This is a genomic window from Bradyrhizobium sp. Ses1, assembly GCF_059512365.1.
Map to the genome: position 1 here is coordinate 36,003 of NZ_JCAMOQ010000037.1, position 25,094 is coordinate 61,096.

Annotated in this window: 24 protein-coding genes and 2 pseudogenes; 13 read left to right on the plus strand and 13 right to left on the minus strand. The window is 63.2% G+C overall.

Features of this window, described 5'->3' with window-relative positions:
* Nucleotide 1 precedes the first annotated feature (1 nt).
* Nucleotides 2-1,222 carry a CoA transferase gene (locus AC5ZG5_RS31490; RefSeq protein WP_456645097.1) on the plus strand — a complete coding sequence of 407 codons (1,221 nt, stop codon included), beginning with the start codon at nucleotides 2-4 and terminating at the stop codon, nucleotides 1,220-1,222.
* Here the strand turns inward: AC5ZG5_RS31490 and AC5ZG5_RS31495 are convergent, their stop codons facing one another.
* Nucleotides 1,223-2,299, minus strand: coding sequence for an MBL fold metallo-hydrolase (locus AC5ZG5_RS31495; RefSeq protein ID WP_456645098.1), 1,077 nt, complete (start codon nucleotides 2,297-2,299; stop codon nucleotides 1,223-1,225).
* 426 nt (nucleotides 2,300-2,725) lie between these two features.
* Here AC5ZG5_RS31495 and AC5ZG5_RS31500 point away from each other — a divergent pair, with 426 nt between their 5' ends.
* Nucleotides 2,726-3,430, plus strand: coding sequence for a TetR/AcrR family transcriptional regulator (locus tag AC5ZG5_RS31500; RefSeq protein ID WP_456645099.1), 705 nt, complete (start codon nucleotides 2,726-2,728; stop codon nucleotides 3,428-3,430).
* Nucleotides 3,431-3,461: 31 nt separating this feature from the next.
* Here AC5ZG5_RS31500 and AC5ZG5_RS31505 read toward each other — a convergent pair whose 3' ends face one another.
* Nucleotides 3,462-4,673: an NAD(P)/FAD-dependent oxidoreductase gene (locus AC5ZG5_RS31505; protein ID WP_456645100.1), complete on the minus strand. Its 1,212-nt coding sequence runs from the start codon at nucleotides 4,671-4,673 to the stop codon at nucleotides 3,462-3,464.
* Between the two features lie 170 nt (nucleotides 4,674-4,843).
* On the opposite strand from AC5ZG5_RS31505, the gene AC5ZG5_RS31510 reads away from it, so the two are divergent.
* From AC5ZG5_RS31510 to AC5ZG5_RS31540, 7 genes are all read left to right on the plus strand, one after another.
* Entirely contained in the window at nucleotides 4,844-6,100 is a 1,257-nt protein-coding gene (locus tag AC5ZG5_RS31510) for an aromatic ring-hydroxylating oxygenase subunit alpha (protein ID WP_456645101.1), read from the plus strand.
* A 1-nt stretch (nucleotide 6,101) separates the two neighbouring features.
* Entirely contained in the window at nucleotides 6,102-6,659 is a 558-nt protein-coding gene (locus AC5ZG5_RS31515; protein WP_245474780.1) for an aromatic-ring-hydroxylating dioxygenase subunit beta, read from the plus strand.
* 339 nt (nucleotides 6,660-6,998) lie between these two features.
* A complete protein-coding gene (locus AC5ZG5_RS31520) occupies nucleotides 6,999-8,567 on the plus strand; it encodes an acyl-CoA synthetase (RefSeq protein WP_456645102.1) in 1,569 nt (522 codons plus the stop codon).
* Between the two features lie 416 nt (nucleotides 8,568-8,983).
* Nucleotides 8,984-10,018 carry a TRAP transporter substrate-binding protein gene (locus AC5ZG5_RS31525; protein WP_456645103.1) on the plus strand — a complete coding sequence of 345 codons (1,035 nt, stop codon included), beginning with the start codon at nucleotides 8,984-8,986 and terminating at the stop codon, nucleotides 10,016-10,018.
* A gap of 7 nt (nucleotides 10,019-10,025) precedes the next feature.
* Nucleotides 10,026-10,526: a TRAP transporter small permease gene (locus tag AC5ZG5_RS31530; protein ID WP_456645104.1), complete on the plus strand. Its 501-nt coding sequence runs from the start codon at nucleotides 10,026-10,028 to the stop codon at nucleotides 10,524-10,526.
* A complete protein-coding gene (locus AC5ZG5_RS31535; protein ID WP_130226829.1) occupies nucleotides 10,523-11,833 on the plus strand; it encodes a TRAP transporter large permease in 1,311 nt (436 codons plus the stop codon). Before AC5ZG5_RS31530 ends, AC5ZG5_RS31535 begins: the two co-directional genes overlap by 4 nt.
* A 49-nt stretch (nucleotides 11,834-11,882) precedes the next feature.
* Nucleotides 11,883-13,070, plus strand: a complete 1,188-nt coding sequence (locus tag AC5ZG5_RS31540; RefSeq protein ID WP_456645105.1) for an enoyl-CoA hydratase-related protein — start codon at nucleotides 11,883-11,885, stop codon at nucleotides 13,068-13,070.
* 24 nt (nucleotides 13,071-13,094) lie between these two features.
* Here the strand turns inward: AC5ZG5_RS31540 and AC5ZG5_RS31545 are convergent, their stop codons facing one another.
* Genes AC5ZG5_RS31545 through AC5ZG5_RS31560 form a run of 4 tightly spaced genes read right to left on the minus strand, consistent with a single transcriptional unit; the run spans nucleotide 13,095 to nucleotide 16,208 of the window.
* Complete coding sequence (locus tag AC5ZG5_RS31545; RefSeq protein ID WP_456645106.1) at nucleotides 13,095-13,463, minus strand: type 1 periplasmic-binding domain-containing protein; 369 nt, start codon at nucleotides 13,461-13,463, stop codon at nucleotides 13,095-13,097.
* Nucleotides 13,457-14,569 (minus strand): AMP-binding protein, encoded by a 1,113-nt coding sequence (locus tag AC5ZG5_RS31550; protein WP_456645107.1) that lies wholly within the window; start codon nucleotides 14,567-14,569, stop codon nucleotides 13,457-13,459. Before AC5ZG5_RS31550 ends, AC5ZG5_RS31545 begins: the two co-directional genes overlap by 7 nt.
* Complete coding sequence (locus AC5ZG5_RS31555) at nucleotides 14,556-15,353, minus strand: ABC transporter ATP-binding protein (protein WP_456645143.1); 798 nt, start codon at nucleotides 15,351-15,353, stop codon at nucleotides 14,556-14,558. Before AC5ZG5_RS31555 ends, AC5ZG5_RS31550 begins: the two co-directional genes overlap by 14 nt.
* Nucleotides 15,354-15,359: 6 nt before the next feature.
* On the minus strand, nucleotides 15,360-16,208 hold the full coding sequence (locus tag AC5ZG5_RS31560) for an ABC transporter ATP-binding protein (protein WP_456645108.1): 849 nt from the start codon (nucleotides 16,206-16,208) through the stop codon (nucleotides 15,360-15,362).
* A gap of 369 nt (nucleotides 16,209-16,577) precedes the next feature.
* On the opposite strand from AC5ZG5_RS31560, the gene AC5ZG5_RS31565 reads away from it, so the two are divergent.
* The gene (locus AC5ZG5_RS31565; protein ID WP_456645109.1) at nucleotides 16,578-17,213 is read left to right on the plus strand and encodes a TetR/AcrR family transcriptional regulator; all 636 of its coding nucleotides are present in this window, start codon (nucleotides 16,578-16,580) and stop codon (nucleotides 17,211-17,213) included.
* 57 nt (nucleotides 17,214-17,270) lie between these two features.
* Here the strand turns inward: AC5ZG5_RS31565 and AC5ZG5_RS31570 are convergent, their stop codons facing one another.
* The 3 genes from AC5ZG5_RS31570 to AC5ZG5_RS31580 all read right to left on the minus strand — a co-directional run bounded on the left by AC5ZG5_RS31570 (nucleotide 17,271) and on the right by AC5ZG5_RS31580 (nucleotide 19,022).
* The gene (locus tag AC5ZG5_RS31570; protein WP_496165485.1) at nucleotides 17,271-17,759 is read right to left on the minus strand and encodes an integrase core domain-containing protein; all 489 of its coding nucleotides are present in this window, start codon (nucleotides 17,757-17,759) and stop codon (nucleotides 17,271-17,273) included.
* 39 nt (nucleotides 17,760-17,798) lie between these two features.
* A complete protein-coding gene (locus AC5ZG5_RS31575; protein WP_456645111.1) occupies nucleotides 17,799-17,963 on the minus strand; it encodes a hypothetical protein in 165 nt (54 codons plus the stop codon).
* 579 nt (nucleotides 17,964-18,542) lie between these two features.
* A complete protein-coding gene (locus tag AC5ZG5_RS31580) occupies nucleotides 18,543-19,022 on the minus strand; it encodes a helix-turn-helix transcriptional regulator (RefSeq protein WP_456645112.1) in 480 nt (159 codons plus the stop codon).
* Between the two features lie 320 nt (nucleotides 19,023-19,342).
* Here AC5ZG5_RS31580 and AC5ZG5_RS31585 point away from each other — a divergent pair, with 320 nt between their 5' ends.
* Both AC5ZG5_RS31585 and AC5ZG5_RS31590 read left to right on the plus strand, forming a co-directional pair.
* Entirely contained in the window at nucleotides 19,343-20,188 is an 846-nt protein-coding gene (locus AC5ZG5_RS31585; protein WP_456645113.1) for an SDR family oxidoreductase, read from the plus strand.
* 33 nt (nucleotides 20,189-20,221) lie between these two features.
* Entirely contained in the window at nucleotides 20,222-20,965 is a 744-nt protein-coding gene (locus AC5ZG5_RS31590; protein WP_456645114.1) for an SDR family oxidoreductase, read from the plus strand.
* 122 nt (nucleotides 20,966-21,087) lie between these two features.
* On the opposite strand, the pseudogene AC5ZG5_RS31595 reads toward AC5ZG5_RS31590, so the two are convergent.
* The 4 genes and pseudogenes from AC5ZG5_RS31595 to AC5ZG5_RS31610 all read right to left on the minus strand — a co-directional run.
* Nucleotides 21,088-21,255, minus strand: a pseudogene (locus tag AC5ZG5_RS31595) (DUF2274 domain-containing protein); the annotation flags it as partial.
* Between the two features lie 38 nt (nucleotides 21,256-21,293).
* Nucleotides 21,294-21,479, minus strand: a pseudogene (locus AC5ZG5_RS31600) (TrbI/VirB10 family protein); the annotation flags it as partial.
* Nucleotides 21,480-21,665: 186 nt separating this feature from the next.
* Nucleotides 21,666-22,187, minus strand: a complete 522-nt coding sequence (locus tag AC5ZG5_RS31605) for a helix-turn-helix transcriptional regulator (protein ID WP_456645115.1) — start codon at nucleotides 22,185-22,187, stop codon at nucleotides 21,666-21,668.
* Nucleotides 22,188-22,751: 564 nt separating this feature from the next.
* Nucleotides 22,752-23,657 (minus strand): LysR family transcriptional regulator, encoded by a 906-nt coding sequence (locus tag AC5ZG5_RS31610; protein ID WP_456645116.1) that lies wholly within the window; start codon nucleotides 23,655-23,657, stop codon nucleotides 22,752-22,754.
* 157 nt (nucleotides 23,658-23,814) lie between these two features.
* Here AC5ZG5_RS31610 and AC5ZG5_RS31615 point away from each other — a divergent pair, with 157 nt between their 5' ends.
* Nucleotides 23,815-25,077, plus strand: coding sequence for an MFS transporter (locus AC5ZG5_RS31615; protein WP_456645117.1), 1,263 nt, complete (start codon nucleotides 23,815-23,817; stop codon nucleotides 25,075-25,077).
* Nucleotides 25,078-25,094 lie beyond the last annotated feature (17 nt).

Here is a 25,094-nt window from a genome sequence, read left to right on the forward strand (position 1 = left end):
CATGCTGGCACAAGGCATCCTCTCGGATCTGCGCATCGTCGAGGCATCCGCCTTCGTGGCGGCTCCCCTCGGCGGCCTGACGCTGGCGCAGATGGGCGCGGACGTCATCCGCATCGATCCCCTCGGCGGCGGACTCGATTTCAGCCGCTGGCCGATGTCCAACGATGACGTCAGCCTGTTCTGGTGCGGGCTCAACAAGTCGAAGCGATCCGTGGCGCTCAACCTTGGCGATCCCGAGGGGCGTGAAATCGCGATGTCGCTGATATCAGCGCCGGGCGAGGGCGCCGGTCTATTCGTCACCAACTTCCCGCCGCGCGGCTGGCTCGATTACGACAAACTGAAGAAGAGGCGGGCGGATCTCATTCAGGTCACCCTGCAAGGCGACCACAAGGGCGGCTCGGCGGTCGATTACACCGTCAACGCACGCGTCGGCATTCCCTACGTTACGGGGCCGGTGAGCGACGACGCCCCGGTCAACCATGTTCTCCCCGCCTGGGACGTTGCGACCGGCCATCTGGTTGCGACCGGTCTTCTGGCCGCGGAACGGCATCGGAGCCGGACCGGCCAGGGCCAACACGTCAAGCTGGCGCTGGAAGACGTCGCTCTCTCCGTGATGGGACACCTCGGATTCATCGCCGAGGCGCAACTCGGTTGCGCCCGTGGCCGCTACGGAAACGATCTTTTCGGCGCGTTCGGTCGTGGTTTCGCATGCGCGGATGGCCGCCGGGTGATCGCGATCGGCCTCACGCTGAAGCAGTGGAATTCGCTGGTCGAAGCGACCGGTCTTGCCCAGACGATCGAAGCGATCGGCGTGCAGCTCGGGCTCGATCTCGCAAAGGAGGGTGACCGCTTCCTGGCGCGTCGCGAGCTTTGCGCCGCGATCGGCGGCTGGATCGCTGCGCGCTCCTTCGCTGATGTCGCCGCAAGCTTCGATCGCGCCGGTGTCTGCTGGGCTCCCTATCAAACGATCGATGAACTGGTGCACACCGATCCGGCCTGCTCGGTCGAAAATCCCCTTTTCGACACTGTCGACCAGTCCGGCGTCGGCCGCGTGCTGTCACCACGCTCCGCGCTGCGGTTCAATGCGTTCGATGCGCGTGCCGCCGGAACGGCGCCGGCGCTCGGAGAGCATACCGAAGCAGTCCTCGGCGAGGTTCTCGGCATCGACGGCGCGGCCTATGGCCGTCTTCATGACCGCGGGATTGTTCACGGTCCGTGGTGACTACGTGTTTGACTGAGATTGCGGCCGGGCCAGGCGAAACAGAAACCGGTCCTCCTTGGACAGCATGTCGAGCTCGCCGCGCCGGACGAGGCGGTTGGCATGCGCGAGCGTCTCGGCGAAGGCAAAGCCCATCTGATGCGGGTTCAAGGCGCGGTGGAACAACAGCGGGACCAGCTCGGCCACCGAGCGGTCGGCGTCGCGGCAGGCGTCGAGAATGATGCCGCAGCGGGTCTCGTGATGCGCGATCAGCTCCTGCGAACGAGCGTGCAGCCCGTAGAACGGGCGCATGTGACCCGGCAGCACAAGAATGTCGTCCGGCATCTCGCTGATGAACATGCGCAGGCTGCGCAGATAGTGACCCAGCGGATCACCATCGGGCTCACCGGCCCAAACGCTCACATTGGGCGAGATATGCTCAAGCACCTGATCGGCCGCGAGCAGGGTCTTCTCGGGTTCGCAATAGAGCATGACCTGCTCCGCGACATGGCCGTCACCGGTGATGACCCGGAACGTCTTGCCACCGAGCGTCAATGCGTCGCCCATCACCAGCCGCAGGAACGTATCGGGCAGCGGGTCGACCTGCCGCAGATATTCGTGGCCCTGGGTGCTGACGATCCCTGCGGCGTCATCGTCCATGCCGTGGCTCTTGTAGAACAGCCGGTTGCGCGGTGATTCGAAGGCGCGCGGATCGAGCGAAATGACGCGGCAGCTCATGTAGCTGGAGAGGCTGGTCAGGAGCGGCGCATGAAAGCGCTCGCACAGCCAGCCGGCAAGTCCGATGTGGTCCGGATGAAAATGCGTCACGAGAATTTTCGTGATCTTCAGACCAGCGAGGGGCCCTGCAAAAAGACTGTCCCAGGCGGCTCTCGCCTCGCTCGTCGAGATGCCGGTGTCCACGATGACCCAGCCGTCGCCATCCTTGATCAGGTAGATGTTTACGTGGTTGAGCTGGAAAGGCAGCGGGAGTCGAAGCCACAGCAGTCCGGGCCGCACCTCGATCACCTCTCCGGGACAAGGCGCATCAGGAAATGGATACCGCAATTTGGCTTCCGCCGGCTTGACGATGTCGGTCGACATGCTGTGCTCTTTGTTGTTTTGGTCCAGCCGATTGGCGAGACTGACCGGCGGATGGAGCCCTTGACGTGCAAGGCTTCTTCATACCAGAGCCGGTCCGCCTCCGGTGCGGAGGCCGAGATTTTTCGTCTCGTGTCGCGACGATACGCTCAACTCGCCGCTGGCCGCTTGATAGCTTCAGGAATTATAAGACCGACGAGACGGATTATGTCAATGCATGTTTATGATGGAGCGATGTGGCAGAATCGGGTGATATGAAACATTCCCGATCCGCGCAGGATCGCGGGTGGTGAGGCTCAACGCATGGTAGAATTGCCCGCTTACGGGCGTAGGCGCAGCTTCGTTAGGCGTCGGGCAGGAAAGGCCGTATGTTCGGTTTTGCGAGCTGTGTGCTGACCACACCGAATGCACGCAGGACGATCGTCACCAATGAGGAGCGATCGCGACAACGGCGAGCGCGAGGAAGACAGGAACATCAAGATGCCGCGGGTGCGTGCAGACGATTACGACACGAAGTATCAGGCGATCCTGGACAGCGCGGCAGCGCTCTTTGCCAAGGTCGGATATCCCAGTGCCAAGCTGCGGGATGTCGCAAAGCTTTGTGGTGCAACCAAGTCGATGCTGTATCACTACTTCCCGACCAAAGACGATTTGCTTCAGGCACTGCTGCGCGAGCACCTCGAGCGGCTGCTGGCCGAGGTCGAGGCAGCATTCGCGGCGGCCAGCTCGCCGAAGCAGCGCTTCTATCGCTTCGTCGAGGTCTTCGTGACGAAATCGACGCGGTCGCGTCAGCGCCATGTCAGCGCAATGAACGACGTCAAGTTCCTGCCGACGGCAAAGCAGACGCAGATCCTGAACCTCGAACGCAAGGTCACGGCAGCGATCGGCGCTTTGCTCCGCGAGCTCAATCCGGGCCTGCCGGACGAGGTGTACACGCCGTACGCGATGCTGCTGGTCGGCATGCTGAACTGGACGGACTATTGGTACAGGCCCTCCGGCAAGATCAAGCCGGACGAGCTCTGCGATCGAATCTCGCGACTGTACCTTCGCGGATTCCTGGCCGAGAAACCGGAGCAGGCCCGCAGCCCGGGACGCCGTTCGCGCGCGCGGCTCGTCGCCGACGACGCGAGCTAGCCGGCTGACTGCAAGTGCTTCCGCCGCCGGCTCACCGCGCGGCGATCTCCTTCAGCGGCTTCGACGGATCGGCAATATCGCCTGGCTCGGGTGATTGGCCGGAGTCGATCCATCGCTTGCCCACCACATAGGCCTGCGCGTCGTTGGCGGCGTCGACCGCAAGGAGCTGCGGCCCGCGAAAATACCAGAATGATGCCGCGCCCGGCCTCGTTCCCGCGCGTTCGATTACGCGATCGTAGCCGGTGTTCAGGCCTGCGATCTGCAGCTTGAGCTCGTACTGATCCGACCAGAACCATGGTTTCGCCGTATAGGGCGTCGAAGCGCCCATGATGGCGTCGGCGACGGCGTTTCCCTGATCGATCGCGTGCGGCACGCTCTCCAGGCGAAGATACTCGCCACGGTGCGGAAACGAGGCGCAGTCGCCGGCCGCGAAGATCGAAGGGTCGGACGTGCGGCCCTGAGCATCGACCTGGATTCCGTTGTCGACCGTCAGTCCGGCCGCCACGGCAAGACGTGTTTCCGGAACGACGCCGATGCCCACGACGACGAAATCGGTGTCGAGCCGATGATCGTCATCGGTCTCCGCCGTGACGGCGCGGCCGTTACCGACCAGACGCTTCAGCCCGGTTCCTTCGATCAGCCGGACGCCGCGCTCGCAGTGCATCTGCCGCAGGAACGCTGCTGTTTCCGGTGAGGCGACACGCTGGAGAATGCGCGGGCTCGCTTCGATCACGGTCGTCGTCAGGCCCAGGCTTGCGGCGACCGCGGCCGTCTCGAGCCCGATATAGCCGCCCCCCACGATCAGCAGCTTCGCCCCGGGCCGAAATTCGGGCGCAAGCGCGTCGATGTCGGCGAGCGTGCGCACGTAGTGGACGTTCGTGAGCTCGCCCCCCATCGACGCGGGTAGCCGTCGCGGCCGCGCGCCGGTCGCGAGCACCAGCACGTCGTAAGCCATCCGCTTGCCCTCGACGCGCACGGACCGGTCGTGGCGATCGATCGCCTCGACATTGGCCGCCGTGCGCAGATCGATCCTGTTATCGGCGTAGAAGTCCAGCGGCCGGAAATAGAGCCGATCGCGCGACATCTCCCCGGTGAGGTATTTCTTCGACAGCGGCGGCCGCTGATAGGGCGGATCCGACTCGTCGCCAATGAGGGCTATTTCGCCGTCGTAGCCTTTGCTCCGCAACCGCGCCGCGACGGCGAAACTGGCCTGGCCGGCGCCGACGATGATGATCCTGCTCAATCGTATCTCCTCGACAAGGTTGATGGCGAAGGGCGCTCGCGCCTGCCTTGATGCCCGTCTTACGCGTCGGTCTTTGGGATTGACAGTCCGCGTCGTCCAGATTTATAAACCGGTTGTCCGGTTTTTTAAAAGGGCTCAGAAACGGCCCGCTGTCGATGAGGAGCGCGCGAATGGAGACGAGCCGTCGAACCCAGTGGGGTGATCTGATCCAGCCCGGCATGGTGCACGGGTCGCTCTATTATGACGACATGATCTTCAAGGAGGAACTGGAGAAGATCTGGTTCAAGACCTGGGTCTATGTCGGCCACGAAAGCGAGGTTCCCAACAAGAACGACTTCGTAACCAAGTCGATCGGCCCAATGCCGGTCCTGATGGTGAGGAACCGCAAGGGCGACATCGATCTCCTGCTCAACCGCTGTCCGCACCGGGGCAATGCGGTGTGTGTGCAAGAGAAAGGCAACCGCACGTCGTTCACCTGTCCCTACCATTCGTGGACGTTCGCCAACGACGGCACGTTGATGAACTACGCGTTTCCGGAAGGCTATAACGGCGCCGACAAGTCCAAGCTTGGTCTCTCGAAGGTTCCGCGGGTGGCGAGCTATCGCGGCTTCGTGTTCGCCTCCATGGCGACGGAAGGGCAGACGCTGGCCGAACATCTGGGCGGAGCTGCGCGCACGCTCGATCAGGCCTGCGACAACTCACCGACCGGCGAGCTCGATCTCAGCGCGGGATTTCTGCATCACCGCACCCGCGCCAACTGGAAGTTCATCCTCGAGAACGAGTGCGATGGCTATCATCCAGGCTTCGTCCATTCGTCGATCTTCTCGGTCGCCGATAGTGCGATCGGCTCGCTCTATGGCGCCGATGCCGTCGCCATCACCCGCGGTTTCGGCAATGGCCACACCGAAGTCGATCCGCGCCCGGAATTCCGCCGCCGCGACAAGCCGATGAGCTGGTTCGGCACCACCGCCGACAAGCTGCCCGACTACGTCGCGCAGATGAACGCGGCCTATGGCGAGCAGCGCGCCCGGGAGATCATGATCGATGGCATGCCCCATGTCATGATCTTCCCCAACCTGTTCATCGCCGAGATCCAGATTTTCGTGATCCAGCCGGTGTCCGCGACCGAGTCGATCCAGCACGTGACGGCGATCCAGTTCAAGGACTCGCCGGAGATCAATCGTAGGCTGCGGCAGCAGACCATGGGCTCCGTCGGGCCCGCCGGTTTCCTGCTCGCGGATGACACCGAGATGTACGAGCGCAACCAGCGCGGGCTCGAGATCAGGAATCCCGAATATCTCTACCTGAAGCGCGGTGAGCACCGCGAGCGGCGCGACGAGGATGGCTATCTCATCGGCCATTCGACCGACGACCTGCCGTCGCGGGAAATCTGGAAGCATTACCGTTCTCTGATGGAAGCGCGCTGACATGAATGCCATGACCGAAACGATCGCCCAGCCCGATATCCTGAAGGAATGGACGGGCAAGGAATTGTCCTACGCCACGACCTTCGACCACGATCTGCATCACGAGGTGACGCAATTTCTCTATCGGGAGGCGAGGCTTCAGGACACGCACGAATATGATGCGTGGGAATCCCTCTGGACCGACGACGGCGTGTACTGGGTTCCTGCCAACGGCACGGACACCGATCCGGAGCGCGAGATGTCGCTCATCTACGACAACCGCTCCCGCATTGCGCTGCGCATTCGTCAGTTGAAGACCGGCCGGCGTCATTCCCAGACGCCGCCATCCCAGCTTGCTAGGATCATTGCGAACGTCGAATTGCTGCGTGCGGACGGCGCGGACATCGGCGTCGCCTGCAATTCGCAGATCTTCGAGACCAACCTGCGCGGTGACACGATGTGGGCCGCGCGATGCGTCTACAGGCTGCGTCGGGTGCAGGGCGAGTTGAAGATGACTTACAAGAAGGTCGTGCTCGTCAACAACAACAAGGCGATCTACACGGTCTCCTTTCTCATCTGAGAACGGCGATCTCCGGCGCGCACGCTTTGATCCTGCTCCGGAGGGTCTGCCAGGACCAGGATGCCCGGCAATCAAGAAGGCGGCGCGATTCTATGACGGGCCGCATGATAGGTCGGTACGGGACACAGCGTTGCCGCTGTCGATTGCAGTTGGCGCTTGCGCGCTTTGGTTGATCGCAAGTTCGATGAGGTCGCGAGAACTTTCGCAACTGGCTCCTCTCCTGCTTGACCAACCATTTTTCATTGACTTAATAATCCGACGTGTCGGATTGTTATAAGATAATCACAACGCAGGCCGGCACAGGCCAACGACCTGAATGTCTGCGGGAGTAGGGAAGAAATGGAGCTTCAGTTAACCGAGGGATTACACCGGCAGTTGCGCCGTGGGCCGGATGCCGTGGCGACCGTCTTTGGCGATCGTCGCCAGACCTGGCGCCAGCTCGCGGATCGCACGGCGCGCCTGGCTGCGGTGCTGCGCGATGCGGGAATGGCGCAGAACGACCGCGTCGCGATGCTCGCTCTCAACTCCGACCGCTATCTCGAATATATGCTCGGCGTCTGGTGGGGCGGGGGTGCGCTCAATCCGGCCAACACGCGCTGGAGTGCCGCCGAGGTTGCGTTTTCCCTCGATGATTGCGACACGCGCATCCTGCTGGTCGACGATCACTTTGCGTCCTGGTGCGGCGAGCTTCGCTCCCGCAGCCGCTCGCTGCGGACCATCATCTATGTGGGCGAGGGCGATACTGCTCCGGAAGGGACGCTGCACGCCGGGCAACTGATGAAGGATGCGCGACCGCAACCCGACGTCCGGCGCGGTGGTGAGGACCTCGCTGGCGTGTTCTATACGGGCGGAACGACGGGCTTCCCGAAAGGCGTCATGCTGAGCCACAATGCGCTTATCGGCAACGCGATCTGCAATCTGCTTGACGTCAACTATGCCGATGACGAGGTGATCCTCGCGGTCTCGCCGATCTTCCATCAGGCCGGAATGTGCATCCTCATCCGTGCCCTGGTGCGCGGCTGCCGATCCGTCTATGTCGAATCGTTCGATCCCGCCAAGGTGCTGCACGCGATATCGCATGAACGGACGACCTTCACGCTGCTGGTTCCCACCATGCTGCAGCGGCTGATCGAGCATGTGGATTTCGCGACGTATGACACGAGCAGCCTGCGCAAGATCGTCTATGGCGCCTCACCGATCAACGAGAGCCTGCTCGGCCGGCTTCTCGAAGCGCTACCGAGCGTCGACTTCTACCAGGGCTACGGCATGACCGAGACGGGAGGTCCGTACACCATCCTGCCCGCGGCATGTCACCGCTCCTCGAAACCGGCCGAGCGTGCGCGCCTGCGCTCTGCAGGGCGTCCGGCCTGGGGCGTCGACATGCGCATCACCAACGCTGACGGCGCGGAGGTTCCGGTCGGAACGGTCGGCGAGATCGTGGCGCGTGGCGTCGGTGTCATGCAGGGATACTGGAATCGCGAGAAGGAAACGCGCGACGCGTTCCGCGACGGCTGGCTGCGATCCGGCGACATGGGATATGTCGACAGCGAAGGCTATCTATTCATCGTCGATCGCCTCAAGGACATGATCGTCTCCGGTGGCGAGAATGTGTACTCGGCTGAGGTCGAAAATGCGCTGGCGCGTCACGCGGCCATCGCCAGTTGTGCCGTGATCGGAATTCCGAGCGAGCGCTGGGGCGAGCAGGTCCATGCCGTGGTCGTGCTGCGCCAGGGGATGCAGGCGACCCCCGCCGAATTGCGCGATCACTGCCGCGAGTACATCGCCGGATACAAGTGTCCGGCAAGCGTCGAGTTTCGCGATGCGCTGCCGCTGTCCGGTGCCGGCAAGCTCCTGAAGCATGAGCTGCGCGCGTCCTACTGGGAAGGCAAGAGCCGCAACGTCGGCTGATCCCGGCTAGGCCTTCCGTTTCGCGGGCGGCCGCTGCGCTGGCACACAGATGTGCGTGGCGCAGCGCGATTGCGGCTGCGCTTCCGCAGCCCGACTGTCCGCGGCGGCGCCAGCCATTGCCGCTATCCGCGAGCCATCCCAAGCGTCATCTCCCGATCGCGAAACGAGCAACGGCCTCCTTCCCGAAGGATGCGGCAGGAGAGCGGGCGCGCAAGCTCAGGCGAAGCTATGTCGGGCGTGAGCGCCGCAAGAGAAGCGCCAATCTCCGCTTGCGCCGCTGCGCGGAAAATCCGCCTTGCACCGCCGGCACGGCTATGTCATTTATAGACCAACGCGTCGGATTATAAATGATGCCTGTCGCGACGGCCTTCATTCAGCGAAGGCCGTCGCGCACAAGAACCGGGGAGGAAAAGGTCTTGGCGAATTTCGTGCGACTTGTTGTGCTTGTGCTGGCGGCTGCGAGCCTGCTGGTTGCCGGCGGCGCTCCCGGCCATGCCGCGACCGTGCTCAAATATTCGAACTGGCTGCCGGTCGGAAACGTGATGCGCGAGAAGGTGGTCGAGCCCTGGATCGCCGAAGTCGCGAAGGTCACGAATGGCAGCGTCAAGATCGAAATGCTGCCCAAGGTGATCGGCTCCGTGCCGGCCCAGTTCGACGTCGCGCGCGATGCCCAGGCCGACATCACGATCTTCGTCAACGGTTACACGCCGGGCCGCTTCGACGTGATGGAGGTGGCCGAACTTCCCTTCATGTGCGACAATGCCGAGCTCTACGCCGCCGTCGTCAACAATTTCTATCGGACGCACCTTGCCCAATACGGCGAATACAAGGGCGTGCATCCACTCAGCGTGTTCGTCATCGGGACCGGACAGCTCTTCAACAACAAGCGCCCGATCCGTGCGCTCGCCGACATCAAGGGCCTCAAGCTTCGCAGCCCGCAGCCCGGCGTGACCCAGAGCCTCAACCTGCTCGGCGCCGTTCCCGTCTCCAAGCCGGCATCGGAGCTCTACGAACTGCTCTCCTCCGGCGTGATCGACGGAACGCTGCTCGTTCCCGAATCCGTCGGCTCCTTCAAGCTGATCGACTCGTTGCCCTACGCGACGATCGTGCCCGGCGCGCTCTACAATACCATCCTGACGCTGGGCATCAACGAGGACAAATGGGCCGCGCTCTCCAGGGAGAACCAGGACGCGATCACGCGCATCTCGGGCGATCTGTTCGCGCGTGCCGTCGGGCGCGCCTATCTGGATGGCGACCGGGTCACTTGGGAGGCTATGCGCAAGGGCGGCAAGTCGATCGAGACCGCCAGTCCCGAGCTCGTCGCCGAGGTCAGGCAGGCGCTCAAGCCGGTCGAGACGGCCTGGATCGAGAAGGCGCGCAAGCGGGGCGTTGCGGATCCGCAGAAGCTGATCGACGACCTGCGCGCCGACATCGCCGCCGCGAGCAAATGAGCGCGCGATGCTGACCATTGCCCGACGCTTCGAGCAGGTGCTCGAAGCCGCAAGCGCGGCGTGCCTGCTTGCCCTGATGCTGATCGTCCTGGTCGACGTCGTCGGACGCGATCTCTTCAATCGCCCGCTGAGCGCCGCGACCGAGGTGCTGGAGATCGTGGTCGCCGCGATGGTGTTCCTGGTCTACCCGATCCTCGGCTTCCGCGAGAAGCACATCACGGTCGACCTCCTCCAGGTCGGCCCGGTGGGACAACGCCTGCAGCGTTTCATTGGAGCACTGTTCGGCGTCGTCGCCTTCGCGCTGATCGCCTGGTGCGTCGGCAGGCAGGTGCTTCGCGCCATGGACTATGGTGAGGCGTCGCCGATTCTCGGCATTCCGCTGGTGGATGTTCTTGCCGGAATGAGCGCGCTCGCCGCGGTAACAGCCGTCGGTTTCGCCGCCGCCGCTGTCAGGCGTGCGCTGTGGCCCGTAACGCAGCCCCACGCCGCAGAGGGGACCCGGTCGTGATCGCCGCACTCGTGGGCTTCCTCATCGCCTTCTCGTTCATCCTGTTTCAGGTGCCGATCGCGACCGCGCTGTCCGTGGTCGGCTTTGGCGGCTATGTCGCGCTCAACGGGTTGAAGCCCGCGCTGAGCATGGTGGCGACCATCACCACCAGCAGCACGCTGTCCTATTCGCTGATCGTGCTGCCGCTGTTCGTGCTGATGGGCAATCTGGTCGCTGCGGCGGGAATCTCGGGCGACCTGTTCCAGGCCGCGCAGATGTTCATCGGCCGGCGTCGGGGCGGTCTCGCCATGGCCACGATCGTCGCCTGCGGCGGTTTTGCTGCGATGAGCGGCTCGAGCGTCGCGACCTCGGCGACGATGGGGCGGGTCGCCATTCCCTCGATGCGCGCATTCGGCTACGCCGATTCACTCTCCGGAGCGTCCGTCGCGGTCGGCGGGACGCTGGGCGTTCTGCTCCCGCCAAGCATCATCATGGTGGTCTACGGCGTGTCGACGCAGACGCATATCGGCATGCTGTTCGCTGCCGGCATCGTGCCCGGCGTGCTGGCCATGCTCGCCTATGTGCTCGCGGTGCAATGGTCGGTCTGGCGCAATCCAGCGGTCGCGCCGCTCGCCGAGCCCGTCGCCAAGCAGGATCGCGTCAAGCTCGTGCGCTCGCTGTGGCCGATCGCGCTCATCTTCGCCGTCGTCATGGGCGGAATCTACGGCGGCTTGTTCACCGCGGTCGAAGCCTCAGGCATCGGCGCGTCCTCCGCGATGGCGCTGACGCTGATTCGCCGGTCGCTGACCCCGGCGCAGATCTACGCCATCCTGGTCGAAACGGCGAAGACCTCGGGCATGCTGTTTGCGATCATTCTGGGCGCCGGCATCTTCGGCGAGTTCGTCAATCTCACCGGGATCCACGAAGACCTGCTGCGGATCGTCGGCGGCAGCCGGCTGCCGCCGTTCGGCGTCATCATGCTCATGGTGGGACTCTACATTCTCCTCGGCAGCGTGCTGGAGAGCCTGTCGCTGATCCTCCTGACGGTTCCGATCTTCTTTCCAATCGTCAAGGCACTCGGCTACGATCCGGTGTGGTTCGGTGTCCTGCTCGCGCTCGTCATCGAGATCGGCCTCATCCATCCGCCGATCGGTGTCAACCTGTTCGTGCTGCGATCAGTCGTGCCTGATATCGCGATGATGGAGCTCGTGCTGGGCGTCATTCCCTTTATCGTCGCGATATTGGCGCTGATCGTCGTGATCACGGCGTTCCCGTCATTGTCGCTGTGGCTGCCGCACCTGCTGTTCAAGTCGGCGGTCTCGCCGTGAACGGAATGTAGCGGTCGGAGAGTGGGTCAAATTGAAGGAGGCATCGCCAATGCAAGCACGATCAACCGAGGATCTGGCGCGGTCTCTCTACATGGCCCTCGCCGCGGGCGATCGGGAGCAGCTCGATGCCCTGCTTCATCCCGAGTTCGTCGGCCAGATCGCCGAAGGCATGCCGTTCGGCATCGGCGGCCGGCACGAGAGCCCATCTACGATGCGGCGCAATGGCTGGGGAGGAATTGCCCGGCATTTCACCGCGCGCGCCGAGCCCGAGCGCTTTCTCGAGATCGGAACGGACCGCCTGCTCGTCACGGGGCGCTATCGCGGCGAGGGTAGGCAGGGTGGCACCGCCCTCGATGCGGCCTTTGCGCATCTCCTGACCTTCGAAGACGGACGGATCCGCGCGCTTGAGCAATACACCGATACGGCGCGCTGGCGCGATGCCGCCAGCCCATTGCGAACGGTCCTGCTCGATGTCAATGACGGCGTCGCGACGCTGCGCCTCAATCGCCCCGACCAGGGCAACGCCATCAACGAGGAGATGGCCAAGGATCTGGCCGAGGCCGTGTCACAGATCGTCGAGATCCCCGGTGTTCGTGCTGTCATAATCTCGGGCAACGGGTCTAACTTCACCATGGGCGGCGACGTCAGCCTGTTCGCAGGGACCCCTCCTGAACGGCTGCCGCACAAGCTTCGCCGCATGATCGACGCGTATCATCTGGCGATCGAGCGGCTGACGAGCATGGATGCCCCGGTCGTCGCTGCGGTTCGCGGCGCCGCGGCCGGCGGCGGTCTCGGTCTGCTTTATGTCGCCGACATCGTTATCGCCGCGGCCGATGCGCGGTTCGCGCTCGGCTATGGTGCGCTGGGCCTGACGTCGGACGGCGGCAACACCTGGTTTCTTCCTCGGATGGTCGGGCTGAGACGTGCGCAGGAATTGTTCCTGCTCAACAGCCGTCTCTCCGCGCAGGAGGCTCTTGACTACGGGCTGGTCTCGCGACTCGTTCCCGACGAGGCGGTCGAGGCGGAGGCTGCCGGCATCGCCGCCAAGCTCGCCGCCGGCCCGACGCGGGCCTTCGGCGCCATGCGCCGCATGCTGCGTCAGTCGTTCGAGACCGGCCTTGCGGAGCAGCTCCTGGCCGAGGTCGATTCGATCGTCGTCGCTGCCGGAACGGACGACGCGCGGGAAGGGATAGCTGCCTTCGCCGCCAAGCGTCGCCCGCAATTCCGGGGAAGCTGACCGGGGTCTCGACGGCCGGTGGGCCTAGTCGACCGGCTTGAAGCTGAGGCTGGAGAAATCCGCCTGCATGATCTTCAGCTTCTGGTTGGAGAAGCGTACGCCGGGACCGAAGCTAACGGGGGCCATCACGCCGGTTTCGACGTTCGAGGTCTTCTCCAGTTCAGTGACGGTGCAGGCCCAGGTCGGGTCCTTGCCGCAGCGTCCGATGGCGGCGATCAGCACCTTGGCAGCGGCGTAACCGGTCATCGTGTAGCGGTTGATGCCTTTGAACTCCGCCTCTGACACCAGCGACCTGGCCTTTTCGAGGAACGCCTTGCCGGCCTCGCTCGCGAAGGGCGCGACACAGTCGACCGCGTAGATGCCGTCGCCGGCCGGCCCAATCAGCTTCAGCACGGCTCGATGCGGCCCGGCCAGAAGATGCCGGTGACCGGCTTGACGTTGAGCTTCTCCAGCTCCTTCATCATCGCCACGTTCTCCGCGATGATGATGCCCATCAAGAGCGCGGTGCGGTCGTCGGCCGCCACCGCCCGCATCGCCACGCCGAATTTGGAGTAGCGGAAGAAGGCCCAGATGCCGGCGAGCAGCAGCACCAAGGTCGCGATCACGGCGATCTGGCCGGTGCGCACGCCGATGGAGCCGATGCGGACGACGTCGCGGCCGGTGCCGAGATCGAGCGCGTGCGGATAGCAGACGGATTCGAATTGCTTGTCGGCGATGCCGACCGCCCCGGCATAGGTGTAGGCCGAGTAGATGAGGTTGCGGTTGGTGAGCATCGCGCCTTTCGGCGGGCCCGTGGTGCCGGACGTATAGACCAGGATGCAGGTGTCGTCGGGCGCGCCCTGCGAAATCAGGCGGTCGAGCGTCGCGTTCGCTTCCGGATGCTCGGCGGCATAGGTCCGGCCGAGCTCGCACAGCTTGTCGAACGACACGAGCTGCTCCTGGCGGTAGTGCCGCAGCCCCTTCATGTCGATGCAGATGATCGCCTCGAGCGCGGGCAGGCCGCCCTCCTTCGCCATGGCCTCCAACACCTTGTCGGTCTGCTCCTGGTCGCCGGTGACGACGATGCGGGAGCCGGAGTGCCGGACGATATATTGCAGCTCGACCCACGGGTTGGTCGGATAGATGCCGACCGCGATGGCGCCGATCATCTGGGTGCCGAGGTCGGCATAGAACCATTCCGGCGTATCCTCGCCCGCGATCGCCACCCGGTCGCCCGGCTTGATGCCCAGCGAGAGCAGGCCCAGCGCGACCGCGCGGGCGGTTTCGTAATAGTGGCGCCAGGAATAGCGGTTCCAGATACCGTATTCCTTCTCGCGCAGCGCCAGCCCGTCGCCGTGCAGCGCTGCGCGCTCGCGCAGCAATTGCGGAATGGTGATGGCCGCGTTCTGCAGCGCGCGCTCCAGTGCTGCGAGTGATGTTGCCTCGCGGGCGCCGGCACCGCACTTTGCATCCATAGATGGCGCCGAATGAACCGTCCGCAGCATATCAAGCACCGACATGGGAATCCGCCTTTGCCGGCGCCTGCGAGCGATGTCCGCCGAGATAGGCCTCCGCGACGGCCGGATCGCGCCGCACCTCGTCGGGCGTGCCGCCAGCGATCTTGCGGCCGAAATTCAGGACATGGACGCGGTCGGAGATGTCCATCACGATCCGCATCTCGTGCTCGATCATGACGACGGTGATACCGAGGTCGTCGCGGATATCGAGCACGAAACGCGCGATGTCCTCGGTCTCCTCCTGGTTCATGCCGGACACCATCTCGTCCAGCAGCAGAAGTTTCGGCTCGCAGGCCAGCGCGCGGGCGAGCTCGACGCGCTTCTGCTGCCCGTAGGAGAGCGTGCCGACGACGGCGTCGCGGATATGCTCGATCTCGAGGAATTCGATAATCCGTTCGACGTAGCGCCGGGCCTCGATCTCCTCGTTGCGCGTGCGGCCGAAGTAGAGCACGGCATCGAGAACGGTGGAGCGAAGGTGGGTGTGGCGGCCGGTGAGGATGTTCTCGACGGCGGTGCCGTGCTTAAACAGGGCGAGGTTCTGGAAGGTGCGGCCGATGCCCATGGCCGCGAAGCGCGGGGGCGATACGCGGGACATGTCCGTGCCGTCGAACACGACGCGTCCGCCGCTCGGACGCAGGACGCCGCTGATCATGTTGAACAGGGTCGTCTTGCCGGCGCCGTTGGGACCGATCACGCTGCAGATCTCACCGGCCATCACGGACAGATTGATGTCGGCGACGGCCTTGAGTCCGCCGAAGCTCTTGCTGAGGTTTTCGACCGAGAGCAGGGGGGCTCACGAGAGCCACCTCTTGCGCCGCTTGTAGTGCTTGACATCACGCATGCTTTTCCTGCCGGAGCCCGACACGCCGAGATAGAATTCCTGCACGTCTTCGTTGGCGCTGAGTTTGCGCGGCGTGCCGTCGAGCACGACCCGTCCGGTTTCGAGAATGTAGGCACAGTCGCAGATGTCGAGCGCGCGCTGTGCGTTCTGCTCCACGAGCAGCACTGTCAGCTTCATCTCGTTGCGCAGCTTCGCGATCACCTCGTAGATGCGGTCAATGATCAGCGGCGCGAGCCCGAGCGAGGGCTCGTCGAGCGCCAGCAGCACCGGGCCTGTCATCAGCGCGCGGCCGATCGCCAGCATCTGCTGCTCGCCGCCCGACATGTAGCCCGCGATCTGGTCGCGTCGCTCGTAGAGGCGGGGAAACAGGGCGAACACCTTCTCGCGCTGTGTGCGGGTCTCGGCGGCGCTTCGCGTGTACCCTCCCATCTGCAGGTTTTCGTCGATGGTGAGCGCGGGGAAGACGCGGCGGCCCTCCGGCACCTGCACGATGCCGCGCCGGACGAGCTCGTCCGGGGCAAGGTGGCCCACGCTCTCGCCGCGAAAGCTGATCGAGCCGTTTTCGAGCTCGCCTTCCTCGGTGTACAGGATCCCGGACATCGCCTTGAGCAGCGTCGATTTGCCGGCGCCGTTCGAGCCGAGCAGGGCGACGATGCCGCCCGCTGGCACCGCGATGCTCACGTCGCGGATCGCCTCGATCGCGTTGTCATAGACGACGCGGATGTTGCGGAATTCCAGCGGGCCCTCTTGCGCCAATGGAGCCGGATCGCTGCTCGGGGATGCCTGGGTGGAGATCGTCATGACCGGAGGCTACCTGATCAGAGCATGCAGGCAGGCCGCGCCCGGCAAACATCGCCGCCGCGAGCGGGTTGCGCGGCCCAGTCAGGTCCGCCCGCCACAGCGTCGATCGCAATGGTATTTCGCTCGAGTTTCTGCACGACATCCCTCCCCAAAGCAGCGCCTGCGGTGGGATCCGCCGGTCAAATTGCTATTTGCTCGCAATATAATATAATCCGGCCGGCCGTTCAAATAATTTTTGGCTGGATTTCGCGGGATATCGTGCTCTCCGGGCCGAATATCATTGCGCCTCGCCGGGGTCGGAAGTAACCAAAAAAGTAGGGGAATTTGATTTCGATTCCTCTGAATTCACGGACGGAACTAAAGGTTGCGATGGCGCGGACTCGCTCTGAGAATTACGACGATATCCAGCATGGCATTCTGACCGCCGCCTGCGAGCTGTTTGCTCAGCAGGGTTACATGCGCGCCTCGATCGCTGAATTGGCCGAAGCGTGCCGGCTTTCGCGGGGCGCCCTCTACCACTACTTCCAATCCAAGGAAGCGATCCTGTTCGCGATCCTCGATGCACATGTCCGGCAGATGATCGCGGACGTCGAAGCCGCGATCACCAGCAAGTCCACGACGCTCGACCAGTTTCGCGCCGCCATCCGCGCCATCGTCGAGCTCAATGCCCGCTCATCGAACGAGCAGCGGCTGATTCTGAACGACCTGTCGTTCTTGAGCGAATCCGAGCAGGCCATGATCAAGTCGCTCGAGCGGCAGATCGTCGATATCGTCTCCGATCTCCTGATCCGGCTGGACAAGGAAGGCAAGATCGTCAAGCGGACCAAGAAGATCTACACGATGATGCTGTTCGGCATCCTGAATTTCAGCCACACTTGGTTCGACCCGGCCGGCGGCATAACTCCGACCGAATTCGCCGATATGATCGTGGACCTGTTCTTGTATGGATTTGTCGCGCCCATGTCTCAAGCGCTAAAGAAGAACACCATTCGGCAAGGCGCGTGAGCACCTCGTACGGCGGGGCGGTGCCCATCGTCGTCTGGACGCTTTTCTTTCCGATGCTCAAAGCGAGCCGTGTGTGTACCGAAAACTTAAGCTCGGGCGTAGTGGTGATGAAGTCCGCCCAGGATGGGGCGTGAACTGATCGCATCGGTTCGCTGAACCGGGCGAGAAATCGGCGCGTCCTTGTTCAAGGAGCGGATGCGCCTCGCGCAAAACAATGACGTGGTCCAAACACTCACGCCGGATCGATCCGATCAGCCGTTCGGCAAAGCCATTCTGCCAAGGCGAGGCTGGTGCGGTAGGCTTGTCCCGGATGCCCATGGCGCGCAATCGGCGCGTGACGACGCTGCCATAGATCCGGTCGCGATCACGGATGAGGTGGTGCGGAGCCTCATCCCAAGGAAATGCCTCCGTGATTTGACGTGCAACCCATTCCGCCGTCGGATTTGCTGTGACGTTGATCCAGACCAGGTCTCTGCGGTCGAGTCGGACGATCACAAAAGCATAGAGCAGATCGAATCCGACGGTGGGAACAACGAACAAATCCATGGCGGCAATGTCTGGCGCGTGATTACACAAGAAGATGCTTCATCCCTGGCTGGGTGGCCCGCGTCGCTTCACCATGTACTTGGCGACGCTGGACTGCGCGACGTCGAACCCGAGCTTGAGCAGTTCGCCGTGGATGCGTGGCGCGCCCCACAGCGGATTGTCGACGCTGATCCGCCGGATCAACGCGCGCAGCCTCGTATCCATCGGCGGCCGCCCTCCGATCGGGCGCGACTTCCAAGCCAATAGCCGCGAAAGCCGGCCCGGTGCCAACGCACGACCGTCTCGGGCCGGATGATCGTGAGGACCTGCAAGATCGATGGAAACCAGCGATACAGCTGAATGAAGAACCAGCGATCATCGTTGGTGAGCCGGACGCGACTCCGCATCGTACGCCTCAAGACAATCAACTGATGTCTGAGCGCCGCATTCTCTGCTTCAAGTCGGCTCTTCGACTTGAGAGGCAAAGCCAAGACGGCCAGTACGAAACAGAGCAGCCCGATCATTCCGTCAGCTTAGGCGATTCCATTACGTCATCAACCCGGATAAGGTTTTCGGTACACACAGTCGCTCCTCGGCGTGCTGGCCGATCACTCGGGCTATTCGTCCGTGTTCCTGATCGGTGGTCTCCCGGCGACTCTTGGCCTGTGGATGGCGATTTCGGCGCACCGGTTGGCACACACCGCCGCCGCGTGATGCTTCGCGATCGCGTCCTCAATGGGCCAAGGTTCCGAACGAACTTGTCGCGCGCCCAGGCGCTTGAGGAATGCGAACGACACTCACATGTCAACTATTGGTGTCGCTGCTCCATTCCGCGACCAGTTGAGCAGCAGGAATTGGATGGATTGCTCCATTCGACTTCTTTGGCCAGTCTCGCACGCGGAGGACGTCACGCTTCGGCGACGCCTTGAACAGGCGGCCATATTCGCGAGTGAATTGCGAGATGCTCTCGTAGCCCACGTCGAATGCGGCGCTGCTTGCCGAGAAGCCTTGTTCAAGCATGAGGCGGCGCGCTTCGACTAGCCGGAGCCGCTTCTGATATTGCCCAGGCGTGAGCGATGTCATGTGCTTGAAATACTTGTGAAAGGCGGTGAGGCTCATGCCCGCCGCCGCCGCCAGCCGCTCGACTCGGATGCACGATCGGTATTCCGCCCTCAGGATTGCGATCGCCGCACCGAGACGGCTCGCGTAGCTGGCCGGATCGGCAAGGGCCCGCAGCGCCTCGCGGTGCTGCCCCGACAGCAGCCAGTAATACAGCTCCCGCATGATCCCGTCGTGCAGAAGCGGCGTCGCTTCGGGCCGGTCCAGCGCCGGGCGTCGCCTCGACGCACATCATCCGCAGCCCAGGAACGGGAGTCGGTGCAAGCCCGTCAGCGTTTGCGTGGGCGGTAGCATAGGTCCGTACGGCCTGTTTGAGTGCGTCCATGCGTCTCTCCAGCGATCCGGATCGATCATAGCGGGGGCGCGAGCGAAAATCACCCAAGCTGCAGGATTGGGCAAGTTTTGCGCATAGCTTGGCAAGCTCCGAACCGGCCCAAGCGGTATGGAACGTCCCGACAGTTTTCCCGAGCAGGAAAGGAACTCCGATGGCTGGACGAAACGATGTGCCGCGACGGACTGTGCTGACAGCGGCGGCTCTGGCTCCCGCTATGATGGCGATGGGCCCGGCAAGCGCTCAAACCACTCGGTCGGCGCAGGTATCGAACAGCAAGGTGGCGCTGGTGACAGGTTCTTCCCGGGGCATCGGCGCCGCGACCGTCAAGCGTCTCGCGCGGGACGGCTACGCGCTCACGGTCAATTGCGTGGCCAACCGCGACCTGGCCGCAGGCGTCGTTCGCGAGATCGAAGCCGCTGGCGGACGTGCCATCTGGGTGCAGGCCGATGTCAGCGATCCGGCCGCAGTTCGCCGCCTATTCGACGAGAACGACCGCGCCTTCGGCGGTGTCGACGTGGTGGTGAGCAACGCCGGCATCATGCGATTGGCACCGTTCCGCGACATGACGGATGAGCATTTCGACAGAATGTTCGCCGTCAATGCCAAAGGCAGCTTCAACGTGCTGCGCGAAGCGTCGCGGCGCGTGCGCGACGGTGGACGCATCATCACGCTTTCATCGAGCATCGTCCAGCTTCGGTCTCCGACCTATGGCCCCTATGCGGCGACCAAGGCAGTCCAGGACATGTACGCGAGCGTCCTGGCAAAGGAGCTAGGCGCGCGCAAAGTCTCCGTAAATGCGGTCGCTCCCGGGCTGGTCAACACTACCCTCTTCACCGCTGGAAAGACCGAACAGCAAATTCAGGGTTTTGTCGATCGCACCCCGATGGGCCGCCTCGGCGAGCCTTCCGACATCGCCAACACAATCGCCGCACTCTGCAGCGGGGACGGCGCCTGGATCAGCGGACAGACGGTCTTCTCGAATGGCGCCGTCGTCTGACCGGCACCCTCGGATCAAGTGGAGTGCATGCCAATGAAGATGGCCGGAAACACGATTCTCATCACGGGCGGCGGTTCCGGGATCGGGCGCGAGCTGGCGCTGCGCTTCAATGCGCTAGGAAATGCCGTGATCGTTGCGGGCCGGCGCAGGGAGGCGCTTGAGAAGACGATCGCCGGCCGAGATCGCATGTGCGCAATGACACTCGATGTTGAAGATCCCGAGGCCATCACCGCCTTTGCCAGGCGCGTGGTCGCCGAGCACCCCGGGCTCAATGTCCTGATCAACAATGCGGGCATCATGCGTCGCGAGGACCTGACGAGAAGCCGCGATCTCAGCGACGCCGAAGAGACCATCGTCACGAACCTGCTCGCGCCGATTCGGCTCATAAACGCGTTGATCGACCATCTGGGGGCCCAGTCAGATGCGGCGATCGTCAACGTCTCGTCGGGCCTGGCTTTCGTGCCGCTCAGTGCAACGCCGACCTACAGCGCCACCAAGGCGGCGATGCATTCCTATACGGTGTCCCTTCGCATGCAACTCAAAGGCAAGGTCGATGTGATCGAGTTGGCGCCACCGGGCGTCCAAACGGAGCTCACACCCGGTCAGTCCACCCGTGAAGGGTATATGCCCCTCGATGCGTTCGCGGACGAGGTGATGGCGCTGTTTCAGCAGGAGCCGACTCCCAAAGAGATCCTTGTGGAACGTGTCAGCTTCCTACGTTGGGCGGAGCGGGACTGCCGCTTCGATCAGACCGTCGAAATGCTCAGCGCTCGGTGAGCGGGGACCCCCGGTGCAAACCGAAAACCTGACCAGCAGTGCCGCAGTTAGCCTAGGGGCGGCGCATGCGCAACCCGGCCGGCCTTGAAGCGATTGTTGGAGCTAAGCCGATGAAATCACGGTTAGCTTCGACGCGCGGCGCCGCTGTTCCGCTTGCCTCGAGTGAAACCGCGATCGGTGGTGATAAAGCGTAGAAAGCATCCGCAGACGATGCGTATGATTGGATCGGCAATCGTATGTCCCTGCTCAAGTCCGAGAATCTTCGCGTAGATGGTAAAATTGCGATGGAGTGAGGCAGGAGCTCGATCGCTTCGTCAACGGCATCGTCAGGGAAGCTTGACCCCCTCGTGAGCGTCGGTGCGACGTCGAGCTGACGCCGGACAATCTGCTGCCCGGCGTCGTTGATCGCATCCTATCCGCTGTTGCGGACAGCGCGGAGCAGCGAATTCTCGTCATCGACGACGAGTTCGGCGCCCACGCTCAGCAAGCTTGATAGCCCAGCAGCGCGTCCGATGCCGGCATCGCGCTTCTTTTCCCCACCGCGATAAGTCAGCCGCCATTGTCCGGATATCCGAACCCGATCTGGAGCGCGCAGTCGAGCGACTCGCGCAGGCCGCCGCTAGTCTGTCTGCACCGCCGCGCGGTACATCGCGCTGAAATCCTACTGCACGCGGTCGAGACGGAGGGTGTGATCTCACAGCTATCGCTGGGTGCGGGCATTAAGTTGAGCGACGTAGGTGCGCAGCATTGGGACCCGCCGCGGGCGAAAGCTGTGGCCGGTCTTGTCGACGCGCTGCAATCGATCCAGACGGAACAGCCTGAAGTCCTGGCGCAGGCAGCACCAGGCCGGCGCGGTCAAGCTCTGATCGGTATAGACGATCGCCAGCGGCCATATGGTGCGCTCGCTGACGGTCCCGGCTTGGTCGGTATAGGCAATGTCAAGGGCATGTTCATGCCAGCATGCCTCCCGCATAATCTCAAGGAAGGGCGGCACCTGCATACGGCGGTGGGGTCTGAACACTCGCGAAACGACATGCAGCAATTGCTGTTCGCGAGTGTCGGGCAGGCTCGCGACGACCTTTGACAGCGCCGCCTCGGCGGCGGCGGACATTCCCGGATCGCCCATCGCCTTCCCTTCGGCCATTCCAAGGGCGATCGCCTCGATCGCTACGCGTGAAGGTCTCTGGTGGCAGCGCGTAATCGTCGACCAGCCGGTAGCCATAGCCACGTTCGCCCTCAATGCGCGCGCCGGCGGCGCCGCAGGCTGTCGATGTCGCGGTAGAGCGAACGCAGGGATACCTCCATCTCCTCTGGCAGGCGCCGCCGTGATCGGTGGCCGCATCTGCCGCATGCATTGAAGAAGCCGGAACAAACGTGGACGCGCCATGCTACCAACTGCCGGAAATTGTCAGTTGGACAGGCTTATAGCGCGTGCGTCGATTTCACAAACAAGGCCGGCGCGGGCCTTATCGTACGCTCTTAAGGGGGAAGAAATGTTCGATGTAATCGGACAGATAAACTGGCTTGGCGTATTTGTCGCAACCATCGCCTCGCAGGCCTTAGGAGCCATTTGGTCACTGCCTTGTTTGGCAAGGTCTATAGGAAGGCCTAGGGCGGGAAGGGCAGTCACCAGCCTTTGCCCCGATCTTCATCGCGGGGCCCCTGGTGTGCAATCTCATCACGACGCTCGCCGCCGCGCTGCTGACTGGCAACTAAGGAAGGGGTCCGGATATCACTCTGTTCGTCTAAGGGTCAGGACGTGACCCTCTCGCCGCTTGATGGCGCTTCAGGCTGTCTCGGAAGTCTGGCGTTGAAGCTCTAGCGCACTGAGCCGAAGGAGCCGCACAAACTCGAGGCCGGCCGGGGATAACGATCGATCTTCCCGGTGTGCAACGTCGATCTCTCGGGCGACCACAGGATCAACGAGCAGGCGTGTAACCAGTGTCGGCGCACGTAATGCGCCGAGAGCATAGCGCGGTAGTATTGTAATGCCGAACCCATTCTCGACCATCGCAAAAACGGTGGTCAGCTGGTCGAGTTCGAACGCCGGTTTCGCATCCAGACCGGCCGATGCATAGCCTCGTTCTATCTGCTCGCGGATGCCGTTACCGCGACGAAGCGCGATCATCGGAACATTCGCAAGATCGCTCCAGCGCGGATGAGCAACGGCTGCTAGCGGATTATCCGCCGGACACATCAGCACGAACCGCGAGGAAACGAGGGGGATGCGGACGATTGCTTCCTCGTCTTGGCGGAAAGTCCCGAGCGCGAGATCGATTTCTCCGGAAAGCAGCAGCTCGTTTATTGCCGCCACTGAGCGATCTACGATGGTAACGGCGACACCTGGAGACGAGCGCTCGAACGTCCGTATGACGCCCGGTAGCAACGCTGCGGCGAGAAGAGGCGGAGCCCCGACCTTGATGTGACCGCGCTTGCGTGTGCCGACGTCCCTCGCGCGTCGTATCGCGCTCTCGATTTCGCCGACCAGGCGACGCGCATCAGTCAGAAATTCGGCGGCAGCATCAGTCGGCCGCACCCTTCGTGTGGTGCGATCGAACAGCCGGAAGCCAATCTCAATCTCAAGTTCGCGGACCAGTCCCGACACCATCGGCTGGGCCATTCCAAGCCGTTCGGATGCGCGAGTGAAATTGTTGGTTTCCGCAACCGCGATAAATGCCTCGAGCTGCCGCAATGTGACGGCCATTGCGCGGATCCATTCATAAGGAATCCATATTGCTTCATATATTATCTGCGAATTGTCAAATAAATCTGGCCTCCCTAAAGTCCAATTGAGCGCTGCAAGTGCGATTCAATGGCGTCTACCAACGATGGCGCCGCCGGGAGGACGGATGACGGAGTCTGCGTATGAGCAAGACCTCGATGAAACAGTCGAGGGAAAGATTTATGCGGGCTGGTTCGTCGTGCTGGGGTCGATGCTGGCGCTGGTCGTCGGCAATGGTGCCATCATCCTTTTCACGTTCGGCGCGCTGCTGCAGCCGATCAGTTCCGAGTTCGGCTGGCAACGGAGCGTGCTCGCGTCCGCCGTCGTGACCGCCCATGTGACCGGCGCGCTCATCATGCCGTTCGTCGGGGTCGCTCTGGACCGGTTCGGTGCGCGCCGCGTCGCCCTGCCGGCCATTGTCATCTTCGCGCTTGCCACGGCCGCAGGCGGGTTGCTCGGAGCGAGCCCGCTGGCGTTTATGCTGCTCTACGCCTTCCTCGGCCTGGTCGGTGCCTGTCATTCCACCCTGACCTACGGGCGCGTCGTGTCGACCTGGTTCGATGGGCGCCGTGGCCTTGCGCTGGGCATCACGCTTGCTGGCATCGGCATCGGTGCCGCATTGGCCCCCAAATATACTCACTACTTCGTTGTCGAGTACGGTTGGCGCCAGGCCTACTTCGCTCTTGGCGCGCTGCTGCTCCTGGTTGGATTTCCTTCTGTCGCACTTCTCGTGCGCGAGCGACCGCAGGAGGGGCGCGTCGAAGCGGCTCTGGCCGAGGGCATGACGTTGGGCCAGGCGTTGCACAATTATCGGTTCTGGTTCCTGGCAGTGGCGATCATGTTCGTTGCGGCTGCCGTCAACGGCACCATCGCACACATCGTCCCGATCCTGCGCGACCGCGGTATCGACGCGGGTGCCGCAACAACTGCGGTTGCCGTCGCCGGTCCGTCGCTGATCGTTGGCCGCGTGCTGTCAGGCCTGGCTCTCGATCGCTTCTACGGCCCTTACGTCTGCGCATTCTGCTTCTTGGTTCCACTCGTCGGCATCGCCATTCTGGGTTGCGGCGCCACCGGCTCGCTTGCGATATTGGCGGCCGTGCTGCTTGGTCTCGGGTTGGGTGCCGAGGGGGACATCATGGCCTATCTGACCAGTCGCTACTTCGGCATGGCGCATTATGGCGTGATCTACGGCTGCGTCCTTGCGCTATTCACCCTTGGCTCGGGGACTGGTCCCTGGATCATGGCTCACGCTTTCGATGCCGGCGGCAACTATACGACAGGCCTGGCCGGTCTCAGTGCCGCTTTGGTTGCCGCGATCGTTCTCGTTCTATCGCTCGGAAATTATCGCTATCCGGCGAAGAATTTGGGCGCGCGACCACGTCGTCCTTGAGGCCAGGTCGTCGAAGG

Excerpts from the sequence above, each read along its gene's own strand:
- AC5ZG5_RS31490 (WP_456645097.1), top strand. The coding sequence starts at position 2 with ATGCTGGCACAAGGCATCCTCTCGGATCTGCGCATCGTCGAGGCATCC.
- AC5ZG5_RS31495 (WP_456645098.1), bottom strand. The coding sequence starts at position 2,299 with ATGTCGACCGACATCGTCAAGCCGGCGGAAGCCAAATTGCGGTATCCA.
- AC5ZG5_RS31500 (WP_456645099.1), top strand. The coding sequence starts at position 2,726 with ATGAGGAGCGATCGCGACAACGGCGAGCGCGAGGAAGACAGGAACATC.
- AC5ZG5_RS31510 (WP_456645101.1), top strand. The coding sequence starts at position 4,844 with ATGGAGACGAGCCGTCGAACCCAGTGGGGTGATCTGATCCAGCCCGGC.
- AC5ZG5_RS31515 (WP_245474780.1), top strand. The coding sequence starts at position 6,102 with ATGAATGCCATGACCGAAACGATCGCCCAGCCCGATATCCTGAAGGAA.
- AC5ZG5_RS31520 (WP_456645102.1), top strand. The coding sequence starts at position 6,999 with ATGGAGCTTCAGTTAACCGAGGGATTACACCGGCAGTTGCGCCGTGGG.
- AC5ZG5_RS31530 (WP_456645104.1), top strand. The coding sequence starts at position 10,026 with ATGCTGACCATTGCCCGACGCTTCGAGCAGGTGCTCGAAGCCGCAAGC.
- AC5ZG5_RS31540 (WP_456645105.1), top strand. The coding sequence starts at position 11,883 with ATGCAAGCACGATCAACCGAGGATCTGGCGCGGTCTCTCTACATGGCC.
- AC5ZG5_RS31550 (WP_456645107.1), bottom strand. The coding sequence starts at position 14,569 with ATGTCGGTGCTTGATATGCTGCGGACGGTTCATTCGGCGCCATCTATG.
- AC5ZG5_RS31560 (WP_456645108.1), bottom strand. The coding sequence starts at position 16,208 with ATGACGATCTCCACCCAGGCATCCCCGAGCAGCGATCCGGCTCCATTG.
- AC5ZG5_RS31565 (WP_456645109.1), top strand. The coding sequence starts at position 16,578 with ATGGCGCGGACTCGCTCTGAGAATTACGACGATATCCAGCATGGCATT.
- AC5ZG5_RS31570 (WP_496165485.1), bottom strand. The coding sequence starts at position 17,759 with ATGGATTTGTTCGTTGTTCCCACCGTCGGATTCGATCTGCTCTATGCT.
- AC5ZG5_RS31575 (WP_456645111.1), bottom strand. The coding sequence starts at position 17,963 with ATGGATACGAGGCTGCGCGCGTTGATCCGGCGGATCAGCGTCGACAAT.
- AC5ZG5_RS31580 (WP_456645112.1), bottom strand. The coding sequence starts at position 19,022 with ATGCGGGAGCTGTATTACTGGCTGCTGTCGGGGCAGCACCGCGAGGCG.
- AC5ZG5_RS31585 (WP_456645113.1), top strand. The coding sequence starts at position 19,343 with ATGGCTGGACGAAACGATGTGCCGCGACGGACTGTGCTGACAGCGGCG.
- AC5ZG5_RS31590 (WP_456645114.1), top strand. The coding sequence starts at position 20,222 with ATGAAGATGGCCGGAAACACGATTCTCATCACGGGCGGCGGTTCCGGG.
- AC5ZG5_RS31605 (WP_456645115.1), bottom strand. The coding sequence starts at position 22,187 with ATGGCTACCGGCTGGTCGACGATTACGCGCTGCCACCAGAGACCTTCA.
- AC5ZG5_RS31615 (WP_456645117.1), top strand. The coding sequence starts at position 23,815 with ATGACGGAGTCTGCGTATGAGCAAGACCTCGATGAAACAGTCGAGGGA.